General features: G+C 54.4%; 20 protein-coding genes. 8 read left to right on the forward strand and 12 right to left on the reverse strand.

Translation table 11 applies throughout. The features are described from left to right. The first annotated feature begins 104 nt into the window (after positions 1-104). Positions 105-629: an O-acetyl-ADP-ribose deacetylase gene (ymdB, locus tag WLO31_RS07435; protein WP_435929835.1), complete on the forward strand. Its 525-nt coding sequence runs from the start codon at positions 105-107 to the stop codon at positions 627-629. After that, entirely contained in the window at positions 580-2067 is a 1488-nt protein-coding gene (locus tag WLO31_RS07440) for a phospholipase D family protein (RefSeq protein WP_435929836.1), read from the forward strand. Before ymdB ends, WLO31_RS07440 begins: the two co-directional genes overlap by 50 nt. Here WLO31_RS07440 and mdoC read toward each other — a convergent pair whose 3' ends face one another. Further along, complete coding sequence (gene mdoC / locus WLO31_RS07445; RefSeq protein WP_435929837.1) at positions 2068-3228, reverse strand: glucans biosynthesis protein MdoC; 1161 nt, start codon at positions 3226-3228, stop codon at positions 2068-2070. It abuts the gene before it with no gap. A 294-nt stretch (positions 3229-3522) separates the two neighbouring features. Here mdoC and mdoG point away from each other — a divergent pair, with 294 nt between their 5' ends. The 3 genes from mdoG (at position 3523) to WLO31_RS07460 (ending at position 7959) form a co-directional block, all read left to right on the forward strand. Beyond that, a complete protein-coding gene (gene mdoG, locus WLO31_RS07450) occupies positions 3523-5058 on the forward strand; it encodes a glucans biosynthesis protein MdoG (RefSeq protein ID WP_435930544.1) in 1536 nt (511 codons plus the stop codon). Next, positions 5051-7594: a glucans biosynthesis glucosyltransferase MdoH gene (gene mdoH / locus WLO31_RS07455; protein ID WP_435929838.1), complete on the forward strand. Its 2544-nt coding sequence runs from the start codon at positions 5051-5053 to the stop codon at positions 7592-7594. The genes mdoG and mdoH overlap by 8 nt, the downstream gene beginning before the upstream one ends. Before the next feature lie 134 nt (positions 7595-7728). Continuing rightward, positions 7729-7959: a YceK/YidQ family lipoprotein gene (locus tag WLO31_RS07460; RefSeq protein ID WP_435929839.1), complete on the forward strand. Its 231-nt coding sequence runs from the start codon at positions 7729-7731 to the stop codon at positions 7957-7959. A gap of 3 nt (positions 7960-7962) precedes the next feature. Here the strand turns inward: WLO31_RS07460 and WLO31_RS07465 are convergent, their stop codons facing one another. The 3 genes from WLO31_RS07465 to WLO31_RS07475 all read right to left on the reverse strand — a co-directional run bounded on the left by WLO31_RS07465 (position 7963) and on the right by WLO31_RS07475 (position 10767). Next, complete coding sequence (locus WLO31_RS07465) at positions 7963-8337, reverse strand: MysB family protein (protein WP_435929840.1); 375 nt, start codon at positions 8335-8337, stop codon at positions 7963-7965. A 118-nt stretch (positions 8338-8455) separates the two neighbouring features. Further along, on the reverse strand, positions 8456-9682 hold the full coding sequence (mdtG, locus tag WLO31_RS07470) for a multidrug efflux MFS transporter MdtG (RefSeq protein ID WP_435929841.1): 1227 nt from the start codon (positions 9680-9682) through the stop codon (positions 8456-8458). 164 nt (positions 9683-9846) lie between these two features. Beyond that, a complete protein-coding gene (locus WLO31_RS07475) occupies positions 9847-10767 on the reverse strand; it encodes a Kdo(2)-lipid IV(A) acyltransferase (protein WP_435929842.1) in 921 nt (306 codons plus the stop codon). Between the two features lie 228 nt (positions 10768-10995). Between WLO31_RS07475 and trhO the strand changes: the two genes are divergently transcribed. Continuing rightward, complete coding sequence (gene trhO / locus WLO31_RS07480; RefSeq protein WP_435929843.1) at positions 10996-12045, forward strand: oxygen-dependent tRNA uridine(34) hydroxylase TrhO; 1050 nt, start codon at positions 10996-10998, stop codon at positions 12043-12045. A gap of 187 nt (positions 12046-12232) precedes the next feature. Here the strand turns inward: trhO and WLO31_RS07485 are convergent, their stop codons facing one another. From WLO31_RS07485 to WLO31_RS07520, 8 genes are all read right to left on the reverse strand, one after another. Further along, positions 12233-12805, reverse strand: coding sequence for a YceI family protein (locus WLO31_RS07485; RefSeq protein ID WP_435930546.1), 573 nt, complete (start codon positions 12803-12805; stop codon positions 12233-12235). Between the two features lie 17 nt (positions 12806-12822). Then, positions 12823-13377 (reverse strand): cytochrome b, encoded by a 555-nt coding sequence (locus WLO31_RS07490; RefSeq protein ID WP_435929844.1) that lies wholly within the window; start codon positions 13375-13377, stop codon positions 12823-12825. Positions 13378-13679: 302 nt separating this feature from the next. After that, positions 13680-13790 carry a DUF2770 family protein gene (locus tag WLO31_RS07495; RefSeq protein WP_435929845.1) on the reverse strand — a complete coding sequence of 37 codons (111 nt, stop codon included), beginning with the start codon at positions 13788-13790 and terminating at the stop codon, positions 13680-13682. A gap of 49 nt (positions 13791-13839) precedes the next feature. Continuing rightward, on the reverse strand, positions 13840-14955 hold the full coding sequence (gene solA / locus WLO31_RS07500) for an N-methyl-L-tryptophan oxidase (protein ID WP_435929846.1): 1116 nt from the start codon (positions 14953-14955) through the stop codon (positions 13840-13842). Between the two features lie 130 nt (positions 14956-15085). Further along, entirely contained in the window at positions 15086-15340 is a 255-nt protein-coding gene (gene bssS, locus WLO31_RS07505; protein WP_435930547.1) for a biofilm formation regulator BssS, read from the reverse strand. A gap of 304 nt (positions 15341-15644) precedes the next feature. Next, positions 15645-15890, reverse strand: a complete 246-nt coding sequence (dinI, locus tag WLO31_RS07510; protein ID WP_435929847.1) for a DNA damage-inducible protein I — start codon at positions 15888-15890, stop codon at positions 15645-15647. A 74-nt stretch (positions 15891-15964) separates the two neighbouring features. Continuing rightward, positions 15965-17011, reverse strand: coding sequence for a dihydroorotase (pyrC, locus tag WLO31_RS07515; RefSeq protein WP_435929848.1), 1047 nt, complete (start codon positions 17009-17011; stop codon positions 15965-15967). A 158-nt stretch (positions 17012-17169) separates the two neighbouring features. Next, complete coding sequence (locus tag WLO31_RS07520) at positions 17170-17730, reverse strand: lipoprotein (protein ID WP_435929849.1); 561 nt, start codon at positions 17728-17730, stop codon at positions 17170-17172. A gap of 152 nt (positions 17731-17882) precedes the next feature. Between WLO31_RS07520 and WLO31_RS07525 the strand changes: the two genes are divergently transcribed. Both WLO31_RS07525 and gap read left to right on the forward strand, forming a co-directional pair. Next, entirely contained in the window at positions 17883-18863 is a 981-nt protein-coding gene (locus WLO31_RS07525) for a GlxA family transcriptional regulator (RefSeq protein ID WP_435929850.1), read from the forward strand. A gap of 77 nt (positions 18864-18940) precedes the next feature. Then, positions 18941-19951 (forward strand): type I glyceraldehyde-3-phosphate dehydrogenase, encoded by a 1011-nt coding sequence (gene gap, locus WLO31_RS07530; protein ID WP_435929851.1) that lies wholly within the window; start codon positions 18941-18943, stop codon positions 19949-19951. Positions 19952-19991 lie beyond the last annotated feature (40 nt).

The raw sequence follows: 19991 nt of genomic DNA on the forward strand, positions 1-19991 counted from the left end.
CCACCTCCAGGCGGTTTCGCTCCGCTAAACCCAGACAGTAAGTAATATACGAACGTTGCTGGCTACGTTTAGACTATTATCAAAGACTAACTGGAGGTTTCCCAATGAGTGAACGAATGTCGGTAATTCAGGGCGATATCACAAAGGTCGACGTGGATGTCATTGTGAATGCGGCCAACTCATCTCTGATGGGCGGAGGCGGGGTGGACGGCGCCATTCATCGGGCTGCTGGCCCTGCTTTACTGGCGGCCTGTAAAACCATCGTTCAGCAGCAGGGCGAATGCGCCACGGGTCATGCGGTGATTACCGAAGCCGGCAATATCCCGGTAAAAGCGATTATTCATACCGTGGGGCCGGTGTGGCGCGGCGGTGAACGCCACGAAGCCGAACTGCTTGAGCAGGCCTATCGGCACTGCCTGGATCTGGCGGCGGCAAACGGCTATCGCACCATTGCTTTCCCTGCCATCAGCACCGGCGTGTACGGCTATCCTAAGGAGCAGGCCGCGCGCATTGCGGTTGATGTGGTTTATAAATATATCGGCATCAGGCCGCTGCCTGAAGAGGTGGTTTTTGTCTGTTTTGATGACGAAAACACACGCATCTATGAGCGCTATCTTGCCCAGCTTTAATATGGCAGCAGAGCATGCTACCCGCCTGGGGCGGGCAATAGCGCCGACGACGGCTGAACACCCGGGCCTTAGCGGAATCCACACGCTGGCGGACAGCCTGGATGCCTTCGCCGCGCGTTACATGCTGTGCGGCATGGCGGAGAAAACGCTCGATGTGCAGTATTACATCTGGGAAGACGACATGTCCGGCAGGCTGCTGTTCAGCGCCTTACTCTCCGCCGCCGAACGCGGCGTGCACGTGCGCCTGCTGTTGGACGATAACAATACCAACGGCCTTGATGACACGCTGCGCCTGCTGAATTCGCATCCGAATATTGAAATCCGCCTGTTTAACCCTTTTTCGTTTCGCCTGTTTCGGGCGATTGGCTACCTTACGGATTTCGCACGCCTGAACCGGCGCATGCACAATAAAAGCTTCACGGTAGACGGCGAAACAACGATTATCGGCGGGCGCAACGTGGGCGACGCCTATTTTGGCGCAGGCGAACAGCCGCTGTTTTCCGATCTTGACGTGCTGGCCGTGGGGCCGGTTGTCGCGGAAGTGTGCCATGATTTTGAACGCTACTGGCACTGCCAGTCGGTTTCAACGCTCGATAAAGTGCTCGACATGGACGAGGAAGCGCTGCAGCAGCGCGTGCAGCTGCCTGATGACTGGCAAAACGATCCTATAGCCCGCCGCTATCTCGACAGGCTGGCTACCAGCCAGTTTGCGACGCATCTGATTTCCCGCACGCTAAAAATGTACTGGGCGAAAACAAGACTGCTGAGCGACGATCCGCGTAAAGGACAGGGCAGGGCGCGCAACCATACGCTGCTGCCCCAACGTCTGCTGAAGGTTATCGGCCAGCCGCAGCAGGAAATCGATATTATCTCGGCCTACTTCGTGCCTACCCGGGCGGGGATTGCGCAGATTCTGGGGCTGGTGCGCAAAGGGGTGAAAATCGCCATTCTGACCAACTCTCTTGCCGCAAACGACGTGGCGCCCGTACACGCAGGCTACGCCCGCTGGCGAAAGAAGCTGTTGCGTCACGGCGTTGCGCTTTTTGAATTAAAGCCGCAGCATGAAGGAGGAGATATTCCTCACGATCGCGGCCTGACCGGCAACTCGGGCTCGAGCCTGCACGCGAAAACCTTTAGCGTGGACAAGCGCCAGGTTTTTATTGGCTCGTTTAACTTCGATCCGCGTTCTGCGATGTTGAATACCGAAATGGGATTTGTTATCGAAAGCGCCACGCTTGCCGAAGATATCCATGCTCGCTTTAGCCAGAGTCAACGAGACGCCGCCTGGACGCTGCGCCTCGATCGCTGGGGTAGAGTGAACTGGGTGGAAAGCCGCGACGGTAAAGAAATCGTCTGGAAGAAAGAGCCGCACACCCGCTTCTGGCAGCGGGTGCTGGTAAGGCTGGTTTACCGTTTACCGGTGGAGTGGCTTTTATAATTATCCGGTGGATGTCGTCGCTTTAGCGGCGCTCTTCTGCGGCTTGCCAGAGAAGAGGAAACGCAGCACGGGAACGCGCAGATGCAGTTCATAAAGCAGCACGGCAATCCCCACCACAAAGATTAGCCCGGCAATAAATCCAAGCGTGTTAGAGGCGATATGCGGCGTGATATACGCGCCGAAAAAGAGCGTCAGGGGGTGGTGCACCAGATAGATAAATAGCGATGCATTCACAAAATAGGTCACGCGCGCAGAGTGGAAGTTAAGCAGTTTATGGCCCAGGGAAAACACCACGTTGACCATCCACAGCCCCATCAGCATCGTAATCACGCTTTCGGTTTCATACATCCACGCATCGCCGCTGCCATAGCGCTGGTTTAACAGATAGGCGGCAAAGGCCAGCGCTGCGCCAGCGGCGCACCACGGAGAAGGCGTGGTGAACAATGCCTTCAGCTGCGGACGGGTAAAGGCCAGCGCGCCGAGCAGGAAAAATGGCAGATAAAAGAGCGTCTGCATCACCACGAAATTAAACAGTCCGTCGCTTAATAACGGGGCGTAAATAATAAAAATCGTGCGCCGAATTGCGCCATATAAAATTCCGCAGGCAAGGAATAAAACTGAGAGTCTTCCTAACGAAAAGGCCGCGTTACTATTTTCTTTATGCCGCGTAACGTATCTGTTCATCTTTTTAAACAAAAAAAGACAAACTGTCGTTAATACCACCATCACCAGTAAAAACCATAAATGCGAAATCAGTTCCCAGACCAGCGTATTGTATTTTTCATAAGCCGTTAATGTATGCCAGTTCGCCGCTTTGCCGTTAACGTGCTGCAGCATCAGAAACTGCGGCAGCGTAAGCAGAGGAATTGCCGTAAGCATAGGAATGCCGACGCGCTCAACGCGCACTTTCCACCAGCGTTTAAGCGGGTAGCGCAAAAAAAGCATATAAGAAAAATAACCTGAAATGACAAAAAATACCTGCATGCGGAAGGCGTGAATGAAGTCGTTAAACAGGGTGAGCCACCAGGAGGGCAGGGCGCTGTTCACATGCCAGGCGTGGCTGGAATAGATTAATGAGATATGGAAGGGAATGCCCAATAACATTAACCAGGCCCGGATAGAATCCAGGAAAAATTCGCGTTGCACAGGTGTGTTACTCATAATACTCCAGACATTATCGGACTAATCGTCTTATCCTTAAGATAGCGATCCTTCAGGCTCTACGGCTAATTGGGATGACTTTCCGTGGCAACCCTACACTAACCGTGACATTCTGTCTCCAGGGCTGCGTCTGAAAGCGTAAGCGGTTGTCTTTTTTTGCTTAAAGCCTGAGCCGGCGTGCTGAACAATACGGGGATTTGGTTGTCGGAAAGCAGAAGTTTCCATTAAAATGGATTGGATTGATTTAAGCACACAAAGGGGGATGTGCTGGTTAATATGAAACATAAACCAAAAATGATGAAAATGTGTGGGCTGGGCGTTGCAGTGATGTTGTCCCTTTATACCACTACGGTTTGGGCCTTCACTATCGATGATGTCGCAAAACAGGCGAAAACATTAGCGGGCAAAAGCTACGAAGCACCGAAAAGCAATCTGCCTTCGCAATTTCGCGACATGAAATATGCGGACTACCAGCAGATCCAGTTCAACCATGACAAAGCCTACTGGAGTAAGCTTAAGACCCCGTTCAAGCTTGAATTCTACCATCAGGGCATGTATTTCGACACGCCGGTTGCCCTCAATGAAGTGACCGCAACCGCCGTCCACAAGATCAAGTACAGCCCGGATTACTTTAATTTCGGTGACGTTAAACACGATAAAGACACCGTGAAAGATCTCGGCTTTGCCGGGTTCAAAGTGCTCTATCCGATCAACAGCAAAGATAAGAACGACGAAATTGTCAGCATGCTCGGAGCGAGTTACTTCCGCGTAATTGGCGCAGGCCAGGTTTATGGGCTTTCCGCGCGCGGCCTTGCTATCGATACCGCTTTGCCTTCCGGCGAAGAGTTCCCTCGTTTTCGCGAATACTGGATTGAACGCCCGGCAGCCGGCGAGAAAACGCTTACGCTGTACGCTTTGCTTGATTCCCCGCGAGCAACAGGCGCCTATCGCTTTGTGATTACGCCCGGACGTGACACCGTGGTGAACGTGCAGTCTAAAATTTATCTGCGCGATAAAGTGGGTAAGCTGGGCGTCGCGCCGCTGACCAGTATGTTCCTCTTTGGGCCGAATCAACCCTCTCCGTCTACCAATTTCCGCCCAGAGCTGCACGACTCCAACGGACTGTCCATCCATGCCGGTAACGGCGAGTGGATCTGGCGTCCGCTGAATAATCCGAAACATCTGGCGGTAAGCTCTTTTGCAACCGAAAAACCGTTAGGCTTTGGTCTGCTGCAGCGTGGCCGCGAGTTCTCGCGCTTTGAGGACATTGACGACCGCTACGATCGCCGTCCAAGCGCCTGGGTTGCGCCGCAGGGCGACTGGGGCAAAGGTCGCGTTGAGCTGGTGGAAATCCCAACCAACGACGAAACTAACGACAACATCGTAGCCTACTGGACCCCGGATCAGCTGCCGGAGCCGGGCAAAGAGATGAACTTTAAATACACCATCACCTTCAGCCGCGATGAAGACAAAATGCATGCGCCGGATAACGCTTATGTTGCGCAGACTCGCCGTTCAACGGGTGACGTGAAGCAGTCGAACCTTATCCGCCAGCCGGACGGTACGGTCGCCTTTGTGGTGGACTACGTTGGCGCGGAGATGAAAAAGCTGCCGCAGGACACTCCGATAACCGCCCAGACCAGCATTGGCGATAACGGCGAAATCGTTGATAGCCAGGTGCGTTACAACCCGGTTACCAAAGGCTGGCGTTTGACAATGCGTGTAAAAGTCAAAGATGACAAAAAGCCGACGGAAATGCGCGCGGCCCTGGTCAACGGCGACCAGACCCTGAGTGAAACCTGGAGCTACCAGTTACCTGCTAATGAATAAGTCTACTGATACAGCGCCTGACTATATCGAGGCACTTCCCCTTACGGCCGCCGAAAAGGCGGCTCTTCCGACAGCCAGTCTGCAAGCGGTGCACGAAGCGCTGGATGCGTCAGGTCGTCACTACGATCGCGAAGACGACGCGCCGTTAGCGTCCGTAAAAGCTCGCCTTAAGGCGAGCTGGCCGGGTTCGCTGGACGGCGAGCAGCTGATCGACGATGACGAAGGGCGTACCCAGCTTAAGGCAATGCCAAAAGCAACCCGCTCTTCCATGTTCCCGGATCCGTGGCGCACCAACCCTATCGGGCGCTTCTGGGACCGGTTGCGCGGACGGGAAATCAATCCGCGTTATCTGTCGAAGGAAGAAGCCGAAGCCGAGCAGAAATGGCGTACCGTCGGGACTATCCGCCGTTACATCCTGCTGATCCTGACGCTTGCGCAGACCGTAGTTGCCACCTGGTACATGAAGACCATTCTGCCGTACCAGGGCTGGGCGCTTATTAATCCAGCTGACATGGTCGGCCAGGATGTGTGGGTGTCCTTTATGCAGCTGCTGCCGTATGTGTTGCAAAGCGGCATCCTGATCCTGTTCGCCGTGCTGTTCTGCTGGGTATCGGCCGGTTTCTGGACCGCGCTGATGGGCTTCCTGCAGCTGCTGATGGGCAAGGACAAGTACAGCATTTCCGCCTCGACGGTGGGGGATGAGCCGATCAATCCGCAGCACCGCACCGCGCTGATTATGCCTATCTGTAACGAAGATGTGGATCGCGTGTTTGCCGGCCTGCGCGCCACCTGGGAGTCGGTGAAAGCTACCGGCCAGCAGCAGCATTTCGACGTTTACATCCTGAGCGACAGCTACAACCCCGATATCTGCGTTGCCGAGCAAAAGGCGTGGATGGAGCTGATTGCGGAAGTGCAGGGCGAAGGGCAGATTTTCTATCGCCGTCGCCGCCGCCGCGTAAAACGCAAGAGCGGCAACATCGATGACTTCTGCCGACGCTGGGGCAACCAGTACAGCTACATGGTGGTGCTGGACGCGGACTCGGTGATGAGCGGCGACTGCCTGACCAATCTGGTACGCCTGATGGAGGCGAACCCGAATGCCGGCATCATCCAGTCTTCGCCGAAAGCTTCCGGTATGGACACGCTGTATGCGCGCTGCCAGCAGTTTGCGACGCGCGTTTACGGGCCGCTGTTTACCGCAGGTCTGCACTTCTGGCAGTTGGGCGAGTCCCACTACTGGGGCCACAACGCCATTATCCGCGTTAAGCCGTTTATCGAACACTGCGCTCTGGCGCCGTTGCCGGGTGAAGGATCGTTCGCGGGCTCTATCCTGTCCCATGACTTTGTGGAAGCTGCGCTGATGCGCCGCGCGGGCTGGGGCGTGTGGATTGCCTACGATCTGCCGGGTTCTTATGAAGAGCTGCCGCCAAACCTGCTGGATGAACTCAAGCGTGACCGTCGCTGGTGCCACGGTAACCTGATGAACTTCCGCCTGTTCCTGGTTAAAGGCATGCACCCGGTTCACCGTGCGGTATTCCTGACCGGCGTCATGTCTTATCTCTCTGCGCCGCTGTGGTTTATGTTCCTGGCGTTATCTACCGCGTTGCAGGTGGTGCATGCCCTGACGGAGCCACAGTACTTCCTGCAGCCGCGTCAGCTTTTCCCGGTGTGGCCGCAGTGGCGTCCTGAGCTGGCGATTGCGCTGTTCGCATCGACCATGGTGCTGCTGTTCCTGCCTAAGCTGCTGAGCATCATTCTTATCTGGTGCAAAGGCTCGAAAGAGTACGGCGGCTTCCTGCGGGTCACGCTTTCCCTGCTGCTCGAAGTGCTCTTCTCCGTGCTGCTGGCGCCGGTGCGCATGCTGTTCCATACGGTATTTGTGGTCAGCGCGTTCCTGGGCTGGGAAGTGGTCTGGAACTCCCCGCAGCGCGATGACGACTCCACTCCGTGGGGTGAAGCATTCAAGCGCCACGGCTCGCAGCTACTGCTGGGGCTGGTGTGGGCGGTCGGCATGGCGTGGCTGGATCTGCGTTTCCTGTTCTGGCTTGCGCCAATCGTCTTCTCGCTGATCCTCTCGCCGTTTGTCTCGGTGATCTCCAGCCGTAGCACGGTGGGCCTGCGCACCAAACGCTGGAAGCTATTCCTGATCCCCGAAGAGTACTCTCCTCCGCAGGTGCTGGTGGATACCGATAACTATCTGAAGCTCAACCGCAGCCGTACGCTGGAAGATGGCTTTATGCACGCGGTGTTTAACCCGTCGTTTAACGCCCTGACGACGGCGATGGCCACGGCGCGTCACCGCGCAAGCCAGGTGCTTGAGATAGCCCGAGATCGCCACGTTGAGCAGGCGCTTAACGAAACGCCGGATAAACTCAATCGCGACCGTCGTCTGGTGCTGCTCAGCGACCCGGTGACGATGTCTCGTTTGCACTACCGCGTCTGGTCTAATCCTCAGCGTTACTCTTCGTGGGTGGACAATTACAACGCGCTGTCGCTGAACCCGGCTGCCTTACCGGTTAAGCAGCAGGTTATTTGAGATAAAAACTGGCCGGGTAAGCGTTGCGGTCACGCCACCCGATAAAGGTGAAAATGCCGACCTCCGGGTCGGCATTTTTTTGCGCTTAAGGCCGGGATCGTTATACTCAGCCGAAACAAGACAGGAGAGAGACGTTGTTAAAAGCGCTAGTTGTCATCATGGTAGCCTGCATGCTGAGCGGCTGCGGCAGCATCATCAGCCGCGCGGTGCCGGGGCAGGGACATGGAAATCAGTATTACCCCGGCGTGCAGTGGGACATGCGGGACAGCGGCTGGCGCTACATCACGGTGCTGGATCTACCGTTCTCGCTGGTCTTTGACACTCTGCTGTTGCCCATTGATGCCAGCCACGGTCCTTACGAATAAGGCTTATCGCTCCTCCCACTCATCGGCCGCGGCCTGGCCTTCTTCGGTATCCAGAGGCGGCTCCAGCTGAAATTCCCCTTCATCCCACTCGTGCAGCGTATTCTCCTCAAGCCATTCCTGACGCAGCTCAATCTCTTCATAATCGCCGTCAAAAACGCTTTGTGCGGCCTCGCCGCTCAGCACTGGTAAACATTCGCCGGTTTCGCTGTCGTCAGCAAAGAACTCCACCTGCCACATGATGTCGCCATCCTGCAGAACATACTTCTGGATATTGAGCTGCTGCACGCTGGCAGACTCTTCATCCTGGTCCGGATGGTCGGCGAGGAATAATTCTCTTGCGGCATCAATGGCTTCTTCAAGCGTTGCGTACATGCTCATGAAAATCTCCTTATGGCAGAGGTCAGGGAGCGGATGCTCCGTAGCAATTTCATGTTAATTGTTGACGCTGTTCGCAAAGTTGCAAGTCTGAGCGTTTAAATGTCGATAATTTGATCGATTACTCGCCCGGAATATGGATCCTTTCGGGCGGGCTGCGCAGGCTAATCCAGGAATAAAAGGCGTTAAACAACACGACGCTTGCCGTGACGAGAAAGACGGTACGGAAGCCGTAGCTGGCTGAGATCGCCGCGCCGATTAGCGGGCCGGTAACGTTGCCGATATCGCGGAAGGACTGGTTATAGCTGAATATTCGTCCGGCAACCTGATTGCTGGCGTTGTATATCAACAGGGTTTGCACCGCGGGTAACAGCGCCCCGTCTGCCGCGCCAAGTAAAAAGCGCAGGATGCCAAGCTGCCAGGGATTTTGCACCATCGACATGGGGATCAGCAGCGCAACGGAGATCGCCAGCGCGCAGATTAAGATCTTCTCCGGCCCGATGCGATCGCCTAGTTTGCCCAGGCGCGGAGCGCTTATCAGCGCCGCCACGCCCGGCACCGAGGCAATCATCCCGCTGATAAATGCCAGGTTGCTTACGTTGCCTGCAAGATCCCGTACGTAGAGCGTCAGGATAGGAGCAATGGACCCGGTCGCTACCTGAATGATCATGGTGGTGACGAACAGGCTAAGCACCAGACGAGGATTTTTGAGCGAGGTGAGCACCTGGCGCGCATGAAGCATCTCTTTTTTAGGGACCGGTGTGAACGCCTCACGAATGCAAAAGAAGGTGAGGATAAAGCAGATAAACAGGACCGAAGCCGTGATGAAAAATACCGGACGCAGGCCGTAACTGTCGGCAAGCAGGCCGCCGATTAAGGGGCCTAACAAGGCGCCGCTTACGCCGCCCGTTGAGAGCGTGCCCAGCGCCCAGCCGCTTTTATGGCGCGGAACCTGAGTGGCAATCAGCGCGTTAGCGTTGGGAACAAAGCCGCCTAATAATCCCAGCAGCGCGCGCAATGCGAGAAACTGCCAGATATTCTGGGCAAACCCCATCAGCACCATCACCACGGACATGCCCAGCGCTGACCGCAGCAGCATGAGTTTCCGGCCTTTGCGATCGGCAAGGCCGCCCCAGAAGGGAGAGGCGATAGCGGAAAAGAGAAAGGTGATGCTGAATACTATCCCGGACCACATATTCAGGGAGCTGTGGCCGGTTACGCCGAGAAGCTCGACGTAAAGCGGCAGGAATGGCATCACAAGGCTAAAGGCTGCGCCCGTCAGAAAGCATCCCAGCCAGGCGATGGCGAGGTTGCGCTTCCAGTTAATGCTGCTCTCAGGGGGAGTCATAACGCTCCAGACAATCGGAAAAACCAGCGGGAAAAAGCTGGAAAGAGAAAATATTACCCTGCTAAGTATGCGCCTGAAGTGTGAAAAGAGGCAAACCGGAAAGCTTTTTTGGCTAAATGAAATTGCTCTCTCCTCCTTACGAAGGAGAAAGCGTAAGTGATTTATTAGTAACGGGAAGGAACGCCTTCCGGCCGGGTTTTGAAGCGGCGATGAAGCCACATATATTGCTCCGGCGCCATTAAAATGCACCGCTCAATGATGTTGTTCATCCATATGGCCGTACCCTCGGGCGTTTCAAGCGGCGGCGAAAATTCGGCGGGCAGAATAATTAATTCGTAACCCTGACCATCGGGCTTTCGACGCGGCACCATCGGAACAATGGCCGCGCCGGACATGCGCGCAAGCGTGTAGGTTCCGGTAGTGGTGGCGGCTTCGTCCACGCCGAAGAAGGGGACAAAAACGCTGCCGCGCGGGCCGTAGTCATGATCCGGTGCGTACCAGATTATCTCTCCCTGCTTCAGGGCGCGGATCATGCCCTTCAGGTCTTTGCGGTCAATCATGCTTTTATTGGAGCGCATGCGGCCCCAGGTTTGCAGCCAGTCGAGCAGGGCGTTGTCATTCGGACGGTAGACGCCGATGCCGGGGGTATTCATGCCGAACATGCGGGCGCCGAGTTCAAGCGTCAGAAAATGGATGCCGATGAGCAGCACGCCGCGCTTTGCGTCCTGAACCGCGTGTATCTGGTCAACGCCGCTGACATCGCACCAGCGCTGAATACGCCAGAGCGGCCAGAACCAGGCGATGCCGGTTTCCATCAGGCCAAGACCCACGGATTCAAAATTTTTAAGCAGGATCTCCTCGCGTTCCTGCGGGCTCTTTTGCGGAAAAGCCAGCTCAAGGTTGCGACGCGTGATCCTGACGCGGCGTTTCATAAATCGTCTGGCTAAATGACCAAGCCCGAGTCCGAGGCGATAAATAACAGGATAAGGAAGCAGAGTAATTAAATAGAGTAAACCAATCCCAAACCAGGTTCCCCAATAGCGGGGATGAAGCAATGCGCGCGAGAATTGCGGTAAATTCGTCATGTAAAACCTTAGTGACGGCAAATGCCGGATCTTCGTGATAGGGCTATTGTGACATTTTTTGATGTCCAGCCAAAATTAACGGCGGCAGAGCGCCTGATAATTCACCAGATGTTGTGCTTTATGCCGATGGTTGAGGAAAATGTAGCGTAAAACGCAGGGATGTAAATTAACGTTAATTGCTTTATGATGCTGCCCACTTTTTTTATTACCGATAGCCGAGCGAACACCATGCCAGTGTTACATAACCGTATATCGAATGAGGAGCTGCGTGAGCGCATGCTGGCCGAAACCGAGCCGCGTACCACCCTCTCATTCTATAAATATTTTACTATTGATGAACCGCAGACCACCCGCGATGCGCTCTACAAAGCCTTCGTCTCGCTGGATGTGTTTGGCCGTGTTTATCTGGCCCGTGAAGGGATCAACGCCCAAATCAGCGTGCCGCAAAGCCGCGTGGATGCGTTCCGTGAAATGCTCTACGCCTTCCATCCCGCGCTAAATAACCTTCGTCTGAACGTGGCGCTGGATGATGACGGAAAGTCGTTCTGGGTGCTGCGGATGAAGGTACGCGACCGTATTGTCGCCGACGGCATTGAGGATCCAACTTTTGACGCCAGCGACGTGGGCGACTATCTCAAGGCGGCCGAAGTTAACAGCATGCTCGACGATCCTGAGGCCGTATTTATCGACATGCGCAACCACTATGAATATGAAGTGGGGCATTTTCACAATGCGATGGAAATTCCGGCGGACACCTTCCGTGAGCAGCTGCCTAAAGCCGTCGATATGCTGCAGGACGATAAAGATAAAAAAATCGTCATGTACTGCACCGGCGGCATCCGCTGTGAAAAAGCCAGCGCCTGGATGCGCCATAACGGCTTTAAAAACGTTTACCACATTGAAGGCGGCATTATTGAATATGCGCGTCGCGCCCGTGAGCAGGGTATTCCGGTGCGCTTCGTCGGCAAGAACTTTGTTTTTGACGAGCGTATGGGCGAGCGGATTTCAGACGACGTGATTGCGCACTGTCACCAGTGCGGCGCCGCGTGCGACAGCCACACCAACTGCAAAAATGACGGCTGTCATCTGCTGTTTATTCAGTGCCCGAGCTGTGCGGAGAAATTCCACGGTTGTTGCAGCGAATTATGCAAGGAAGAGCTTGCGCTCTCGCCTGAAGAGCAGCGTCGGCGACGTGCCGGGCGTGAAAACGGCAATAAAGTCTTCAATAAATCTCGTGGTGCGCTGAATACCACGCTGGGGATCCCGGACCCGGAATAAAATGCATATCTCCCTTCACCGGGAGATATACATCTGTTGGCAAGTCCTCAGCTTTAAAAGTTGCTTTCCCGGCACTTTTAAAAATAATCATTATGCCTTCTGGTTTGCCCTAAACACCCGAAAACCACGTTTTTCGGGTGTTTGTCATCAATCGCATGTCTCCCTTCACCGGGAGACATTATTTTGCTTACTGACGAACGCCTTCCACAGAAATAATCAGCTCCACTTCCTGAGACGCAGGTCCCAGATCGGTGGTGATATTAAAGTCTTTCAGCCGAATTTTACCTTCCGCTTCGAAACCTGCGCGCACGCCGCCCCAGGGATCGTCACCCTGCCCAATCAATCTGGCTTCAAGCGTGAGCGGTTTTGTTACGCCGTTGAGCGTCAGGTTACCCGTAATATCCAGTTCATCGCCGTCTTGCTTCACCGCGGTGGAGACAAATGTCGCCTGCGGGAATTTGCTTACGTTAAGGAACTCCGCGCTGCGTAAGTGTTTATCACGTTCGGCGTGGTTGGTGTCGAGGCTTGTGGTATTGATGGTGACGTTGACTTTATCCGCGGCAGGGTTTTTCTCATCAAAGGAAAAAGCGCCGTCGAAGTCACGGAAAGTCCCGTACAGCCAGCTGTAACCAAGATGCTGAATACGAAAATTAACGAAGGCGTGCTGGCCCTGTTTATCAATTTTGTAATCGGCGGCAACCGCAGATCCGGTGGTGAACATCAGGGCGCCTAAAGCCATTCCCGGCAGGATTTTTCTCATCATCATTCGCTCCATAGTTAACGAGACGCTTTCCCCAGCATCCGCCTGAGGGTGACGTCTTTATCAATAAAGTGGTGTTTCAGTGCGGCCAGACTATGAAGGAGCGACAGGATAACCACGCCCCAGGCCAGCCAGAGATGCAGGGTTCCTGCGAGATCGGCCTGAGCGCCCGCGTCGGCTATCGTGGCGGGAACGTCGATCAGGCCAAACACGCTGACGGGTTTGCCGTCCGCCGTGGAAATCAGATAGCCGCTGAACAAAATGGCGAAAAGCAGCAGGTAAAGCAGCAGGTGCGCGGCTGCCGCGCTGATACGCGTCAGGCGCGTATAGCTTGCAAGAGCGGGGGGCGGCGGCGAGATAAAACGCCAGAGGAGGCGAATAACCATCGCCAGCAGCAGGAGCATACCAATGCTTTTGTGCAGCTCTGGCGCTTTATGATACCAGCCATCGTAATAACCGAGGGTGACCATCCACAGGCCGAGGCCAAACATGCCGTAAAGGGTGCACGCGACCAGCCAGTGAATAAGCACCGACAGATGCCCGTAACGTTCGGACGAGTTTTTCCACTGCATAGTTATGCACCTGAATATGAGAATTCATAAATCAGAACATAAACCGGTAATTAACGTTATTGCAACAGAAACAGTAGCTGAAGGAGATAATAAAAAAGATTATCTAAAAAATTGAATAAAAATCGACATTGATATTCATTTTAAGCGAATGAGGGGCAGGTTTTCATAAGCTTTGACAGTACTAAAAGGGAGGTTTTGCAGGTCGGGACGTAAATGATTTCCATCTAATTATTTGTATGATAACTATAGTTAATTCAGTTTATGGTCAATTATTGTCAATATTACGGCCGCGACTAAGCGCCTTAAAAATAAATATAAGCGATATCAATCACGGCGAGTAAAGCCCATAAAATAGGGTTCAGGATCGGGTTTTTCCGCACGTTTTCGCTTAAACAATGAATAAGTCGCTGCATAAATAGTCGCGTTAAAAGCAGGGCTTGTAAGGTCAGCCCTGCTCAGGGGTCAGTCAAAGCGGGAGAGCGAGAACGGTAGCAGATCGAAGTCAGGCGTTTTGCCCTGGGCAAACTGGCAGGCAATTTCGCCCAGCACGGAGGCGAATTTAAAGCCGTGGCCGCTAAGCCCGGTGATGACCAGCGTATTATCATGGCCGGGTAAAGTATCGATAATAAAATCTTCATCGGGAGAATTATCGTAAGTACAGGCCGCACCGTGCAGGCAGACGCCCACGCCCGGCAGAAACTTACGCAGAAAGCCAAAGACTTCGCTGCCGTCGCTGGCAACGGCGCCGAAGGGTTTGCGCTGTTCCGGCTCGCTAATTACCTGGCCGCCGTTATGCCTGCCGATTTTCAGTTCGTTATCCTGGGCCGGGAAACCATAATACTGGCTGCCGTCCGGCATTTCTCCGGTAAAGGCAGGGAAGCGGTTTTCCTCGCTGTAACGGCCATCCGCCTGATGCCATGCGAAGATCTTACGTACCGGAGTGACAGGTAAATCCGGCAGCAGTTTAGTTACCCATGTTCCCGCGCTTACCAGAAGCCTGCTGGCGGTGTACTCACCTTCTGCTGTTGCAACGACAACGCCTTCATCAGTATGGCGTATGCCCGTTACCGGGCAGTTAAACAGCTGGGCGCAGCCGCCCTGGTTTGCCAGGCGAATATAGGTGGCTATGGCGAGTTCGCTGCGCAGGACGCCGGAGTCCGGTTCGAATAAGCCTACGTAGCCTTCGGGTACGGTGATATGCGGCCAGCGCTCCATCACGGCGCGGGCGTCGAGCTTCTCAAGCTGCAGGGAGAATTTTTCCGCGCTGCTTTGCACGGTAGAGATAAAAGCTGAGTTTTCAGGGCCAAGATTGATAACCCCTGTGCGGTGAAAAAGCTTTTCGCCGCTAATCTGCTCCAGCGCATCCCATAGCTTCTGCGCGCGCAGCACCAGCGGGACGTATTTCTCCCCCTCGCCATAGGCATGGCGCATCAGCCGGGTGTCGCCGTGGTGGCTGCCTTGTTGATGGGGCGGGTGGGCGCTGTCGATCATCAAAACCTTCAGCCCGGAGTGGGTGGCATAGCAGCCTGCCGCAGCCCCGACTGAACCGCTGCCCACGATGATAAGATCATAATGCATGTCGCTGTTCTCTCCTGGGTAATAACTCTGGCAGGTTAATTAATTCTCAAACAGCAGGCAATTAAAGACGCGTAAAAAATAAAAAAGGCACCGCGAAGGTGCCCTGGATTTTTAACGGCAGCATCGACAATCAATGCTTACGATGATCGTTTACCTGGTATTCACTGGACTCAATTTTTGCGATGCCGGCTTCTAAAATAGAAATAAACTGCCGGGCAACGTCCGTGGTCAGCCATAGCGTCTGGCCAATCTCAGTTTCATCTTGCTTTTGCTTATTTGATGTCAGGTAGTGCAGGCGCAGCATCAGCGCATCGTAGCTGTCTACGGTGCTGATATCCCATCCGACAAGGGGATGGATCTGGATTACATCACTATTTTTTTCCATCATAACCCCTTATGTGCGTGTGTTTAAGACAACGGCTGGCGAGGTTTAATGCTTGTGAAATGTGAAGCCAGTTAAGTATATCAATGATTAAGCGATTTCGCGGAAGAAATAAATACCCTGCAACACTTTTTTCATATGATTGAGACTGACTGAACAATAAAGCGGCAAATGATTCGAATATTTCTGCCCATTAGCGATGGCAATCAGAATAGTGCCTGAAAAATAATCGGATGGAGAGAAGGAAAGGAAAAAAACCGGATGGCGACACCCGGCAAAAAATAAAACCATGAGGGATGATTTTTATTTAATCTGTGCAAAACCAGTCATCGGCGCTCTCCCAGGTTTCCTGGAGAATTTCGCTGATGCGGTCTTTGTCTTCTTTTGCCCCACCCAGCACCGAAAGATTATTGCCCGCGGCATAACGCACCTGGATATGGTTGCTGGTTTCCGGGAAGTGCTGGGTAATACGGCGAGTTAGTTCATGAGCCAGAGCGTCAACGGCGCCCGGCGGCAACTGCGTGGTTTTAGCAATGGTCACTTCGATACGCATAACGACCCCCTGTATAATATACTGGTTATTTATACAGTCTTAATGAGTATCCTGCAACAGGGGGCGTAAAAAATTTATGCTTTCACGGACCAGGCGACTTGTTCACCGGCAAGGAACGGCACAATAGCCTCGTCGCCGGCGGCAATAATCTCAGGGATGAGTAGCGGCTCGCGCACCAGCTCGATAGTCTCTTCGTTTACCGGCAGGCCGTAGAAACGCGGGCCGTTGAGGGAAGTGAAAGCTTCGAAGTGTTCCAGGGCGTTCAGCTCTTCAAAGACGCTCGCATACGCGCCGAGTGCTGAAGGAGCGTTGAAGCAGCCCGCACAGCCGCAGCTTGCTTCCTTACGGTGGCGCGTGTGCGGCGCGGAATCCGTTCCCAGGAACACGCGATCGCAGCCGCTCGCCACCAGCGCACGTAAGGCTTCCTGGTGAACGCTACGTTTCAGGATCGGCAGACAGTACAGATGCGGACGTATGCCGCCAGCCAGCATATGGTTGCGGTTAAACATCAGATGCTGTGGCGTAATGGTCGCGCCCAGCAGGGCGTTGCCTTCCTGCACGTACTGCGCCGCGTCTTTCGTGGTGATATGTTCGAATACCACTTTCAGGCCAGGCAACCGCTGGCGCAGCGGCTCAAGCACCGTCTCAATGAAGCGCGCTTCCCGATCGAAAATATCCACCTCAGCCTGGGTCACTTCGCCGTGGATTAGCAAAGGCATGCCGATTTTCTGCATCCGCTCCAGCACCGGCATAATCGCCGCGGTGCTGGTCACCCCATGGCTGGAGTTGGTGGTGGCGTTGGCCGGATAAAGTTTGGCGGCGGTAAACACGCCTTCGTTGAAGCCACGCTCCACTTCGTGCGGATCCAGTGAATCCGTTAAGTAGCAGGTCATCAGCGGTTCGAATTTGTGGCCCTGCGGTACGGCATCCAGAATACGCTGGCGATAGCCGATGGCGGCGTCCACGGTAGTAACGGGCGGCGCCAGGTTAGGCATCACAATCGCGCGACCGTAGGTTTCAGACGTCAAAGGCACCACGGTTTTCAGCATTTCTCCATCGCGAAGATGAACATGCCAGTCGTCTGGGCGGCGAATTTTTAATACCTGAGGTAATACGGTCATGAAAGTGCTCCGGCTGGAAGGGAAAATCAGTCAACGTTGGGCTGGTTTTATGCCGGGCACTAAGGATAGGCGTAAACGTTTTCGTTTGCACGCCTTTGTTGCCCCTTTTGCTAAAAGGGCGCTCAGGGCAGAAGGAAGCCTGCCCCTGGCGGTACGGGTTACTTGATGAAAGGAATAATGATTTCGCCAGGCTTCACTTCGATGCCTTTGGCATATTTTTTCGCCATCGATTCACCCGAACTTTTATCTTCGCTTAACACGTAAGCGGGCTGCTGATTGAAATAGTTGCGCAGCGACTGATTCAGATAAGGGATAATGGTCTGCAAAATGGTCTGCATTTTTTCTGGTTCGACGGCGGCATCCACCACTTCCATCTCCTGCAGATAGATGGCGCCCTGTTCTTTGTTAAAGGCGGGCAAGGCTTTCAGCTTGAGCTTAATATTCGCTTTCTGATTGCCAAAAAGCGAGGTCATGTCCAGCTTCGCATCCCCCGTCAGCGTGACCTTGTTCGGTTCTTCACGGCCAATAGCTGAGACGAGATTGGTCAGCACAATATGCGCATCGGCGACGCCCGGCAGGCCAATATCCTTAGAAAAGTTGTTATGTTTAGCCAGCGCCTGGTTAATTTCCTGTTCGCCGATCGTATATTGCGTAAGCTGATTACAGCCTACGACTAATCCGCTAAGTACCAGCGCGGCGGCAAAAATAATCTTCTTCATGGGTTTCCTCAACGTCCTGCTCTGCGTCAGATCCTGACACAAAGCAGCATGGCGCACCAGCGCAAGCCTTGACTACAGGAAAAGGATGAAATAGCGGCGTGCAATAAAGCCGCTTTTATTGACTTATTTTGTCTATTTTGTATTTTAAGGACATGCAAACATTTCTTATTATTGTCCCCGACGGGGGCATGCTGTTCGAACCTACGGGCATCGCCGATATCCTCACGCAGGCAAATCGCCTGCGAGCCAGGGATTCCCTCAGTCCGCCCTATCAGGTGACGATTGCCACCACGCAACGGCATCGCGTTGTGCACGGCGGGTCGGGTTTAAATCTGCTGGCTGACTTTCGGCTGGAAGAGCTGGATCCCAACCTGCCGCACGATACGGTGATGATTACCGGCCGGGGCAATAATGCGGAGGAAAGGGAGGCGGTGGTGGAATGGATACGTCGGGCGGCGCCAAATATTCGTCGGATTGTCTCCGTCTGCGGCGGCGCGTTGCTGCTGGCCAAAGCCGGCCTGCTTGACGGAAGACGCGCCACTACCCACTGGCGACTGCTGGAAGAGATGCAGGAGGCGTTTCCTGAAGTCCACGTGGAGAAAGGGCCAATCTATATCCAGGATGGCAACGTCTGGACTTCGGCGGGCGTCAGTTCAGGTTTTGATCTTACGCTTGCGCTGGTGGAAGACGACCACGGGTTTACCCTCGCACGCGACGTAGCCCAGGATTTGGTGATGTTTTTGCGCAGGCCCGGCGGGCAGTCGCAGTTTAGCCGATTTCTGCTCACCCAGGCCCATACGCCCGGCCCTATTCGTGACCTGCAGAGCTGGATCCTTGAAAACCTCTCAGGCGATCTGTCGGTGGAAGCGTTAGCCGAGCGAGTGGCGATGAGCCCGCGTAACTTCACGCGAGTTTTCACCCGCGAAACCGGCACCAGCCCGGCCAGATACGTTGAGGAGGTGCGCCTCGATGTCGCCCGCCAGCATCTTGAACAAAGTTCCGACAAGCTTGAGCAAATAGCGGCGGCGACCGGTTTTGGCAACGCGCTTAACCTGCGCCGCGTGTTCGAACGTAACCTCCAGCTCACCCCTTCGGATTACAGAGAGCGTTTTTCCGCGCGCAATATGGCGTAAATTGATCTTTTATCGTCCTTTGCGCCAAAAGATATTCATCTTACCCTGCGGTTAGACAACTAACCGAGGAGTAAATCATGGTCAAAGTAGGCATCAACGGGTTCGGCAGAATTGGCAGAAACGTGCTGCGCGCAGCATCAGGCCGTCACGATTTCCAGGTTGTGGCTATTAACGATCTGACCGACAGCAAGACGCTCGCGCATCTTCTGAAATATGACTCCCTGCAGGGCACGTTGCCCGCAAGCGTTGAGGCGTCTGAAGGCCAGCTGCTGCTTGACGGCGACGCCATTCGGGTCTTCAGCGAAAGAGATCCCGGCGCCATCCCCTGGCGCAGCGTTGGCGTTGATCTGGTCATCGAAGCTACGGGATTCTTCACGGATAAAGCCAAAGCAGAAGCCCATATTACAAAGGGCGGCGCGAAACGCGTGATTCTCTCGGCCCCCGGCAAAGATGATGACATCACGGTGGTGATGGGCGTCAACCACGAGAAATACGATCCGGCTTTGCATAAGGTCGTCAGCAACGGGAGCTGCACCACCAACGGTCTGGCGCCGGCAGCGCTTGTTCTACAGCAAAGCTTTGGTATCGAGCATGGTCTGATGAATACCACTCACGCCTATACCAACAGCCAGGCGCTGCATGACCAGCCAGAAAAAGATTTGCGCGGCGCGCGCGCTGCTGCCTTGTCCATCGTGCCTTATTCCAGCGGGGCCGCTAAGGCCCTGGGCAAGGTGATCCCCGAGCTGGACGGGCGTCTGACCGGTTATTCTCTGCGTGTTCCGGTACCGGTTGTCTCCATCGTTGACCTGACCGTGACCTTAAAGCGTAACGTTACCGCAGAGGAAGTGAATGCGGCCTTCCGTCAGGCAGCAGATTCCGGACCGCTGAAAGGGATCCTGGGCTACAGCGACGAACCGCTGGTATCCAGCGATTATCAGGGCGATGCGCGCTCATCCATTATCGACGGGCTTTCAACGCTGGTTATCGGAGGCAATCTGGTCAAGATCCTCGCATGGTATGACAACGAATGGGCCTTCTCTAACCGCCTGGTTGATTTGGCGGTGCTGATGGACCAGAAAGGGCTTTAGCAGGCGGTACAAATAGCAAAGCGGTCAGCCTTGCGGGCTG

It is taken from the genome of Dryocola sharpae (assembly GCF_051307055.1).
Classification (GTDB): Bacteria; Pseudomonadota; Gammaproteobacteria; order Enterobacterales; family Enterobacteriaceae; genus Dryocola.

Bases quoted from the DNA above. Each gene is read 5' to 3' on its own strand.
- solA (WP_435929846.1), bottom strand. From the start codon at position 14,955: ATGCATTATGATCTTATCATCGTGGGCAGCGGTTCAGTCGGGGCTGCG.
- mdtG (WP_435929841.1), bottom strand. From the start codon at position 9,682: ATGACTCCCCCTGAGAGCAGCATTAACTGGAAGCGCAACCTCGCCATC.
- mdoC (WP_435929837.1), bottom strand. From the start codon at position 3,228: ATGAGTAACACACCTGTGCAACGCGAATTTTTCCTGGATTCTATCCGG.
- gap (WP_435929851.1), top strand. From the start codon at position 18,941: ATGGTCAAAGTAGGCATCAACGGGTTCGGCAGAATTGGCAGAAACGTG.
- pyrC (WP_435929848.1), bottom strand. From the start codon at position 17,011: ATGACCGTATTACCTCAGGTATTAAAAATTCGCCGCCCAGACGACTGG.
- WLO31_RS07465 (WP_435929840.1), bottom strand. From the start codon at position 8,337: ATGAGCATGTACGCAACGCTTGAAGAAGCCATTGATGCCGCAAGAGAA.
- mdoG (WP_435930544.1), top strand. From the start codon at position 3,523: ATGATGAAAATGTGTGGGCTGGGCGTTGCAGTGATGTTGTCCCTTTAT.
- trhO (WP_435929843.1), top strand. From the start codon at position 10,996: ATGCCAGTGTTACATAACCGTATATCGAATGAGGAGCTGCGTGAGCGC.
- ymdB (WP_435929835.1), top strand. From the start codon at position 105: ATGAGTGAACGAATGTCGGTAATTCAGGGCGATATCACAAAGGTCGAC.
- mdoH (WP_435929838.1), top strand. From the start codon at position 5,051: ATGAATAAGTCTACTGATACAGCGCCTGACTATATCGAGGCACTTCCC.
- WLO31_RS07475 (WP_435929842.1), bottom strand. From the start codon at position 10,767: ATGACGAATTTACCGCAATTCTCGCGCGCATTGCTTCATCCCCGCTAT.
- WLO31_RS07490 (WP_435929844.1), bottom strand. From the start codon at position 13,377: ATGCAGTGGAAAAACTCGTCCGAACGTTACGGGCATCTGTCGGTGCTT.
- WLO31_RS07485 (WP_435930546.1), bottom strand. From the start codon at position 12,805: ATGAGAAAAATCCTGCCGGGAATGGCTTTAGGCGCCCTGATGTTCACC.
- bssS (WP_435930547.1), bottom strand. From the start codon at position 15,340: ATGGAAAAAAATAGTGATGTAATCCAGATCCATCCCCTTGTCGGATGG.
- WLO31_RS07520 (WP_435929849.1), bottom strand. From the start codon at position 17,730: ATGAAGAAGATTATTTTTGCCGCCGCGCTGGTACTTAGCGGATTAGTC.
- WLO31_RS07495 (WP_435929845.1), bottom strand. From the start codon at position 13,790: ATGCAGCGACTTATTCATTGTTTAAGCGAAAACGTGCGGAAAAACCCG.
- WLO31_RS07525 (WP_435929850.1), top strand. From the start codon at position 17,883: ATGCAAACATTTCTTATTATTGTCCCCGACGGGGGCATGCTGTTCGAA.
- dinI (WP_435929847.1), bottom strand. From the start codon at position 15,890: ATGCGTATCGAAGTGACCATTGCTAAAACCACGCAGTTGCCGCCGGGC.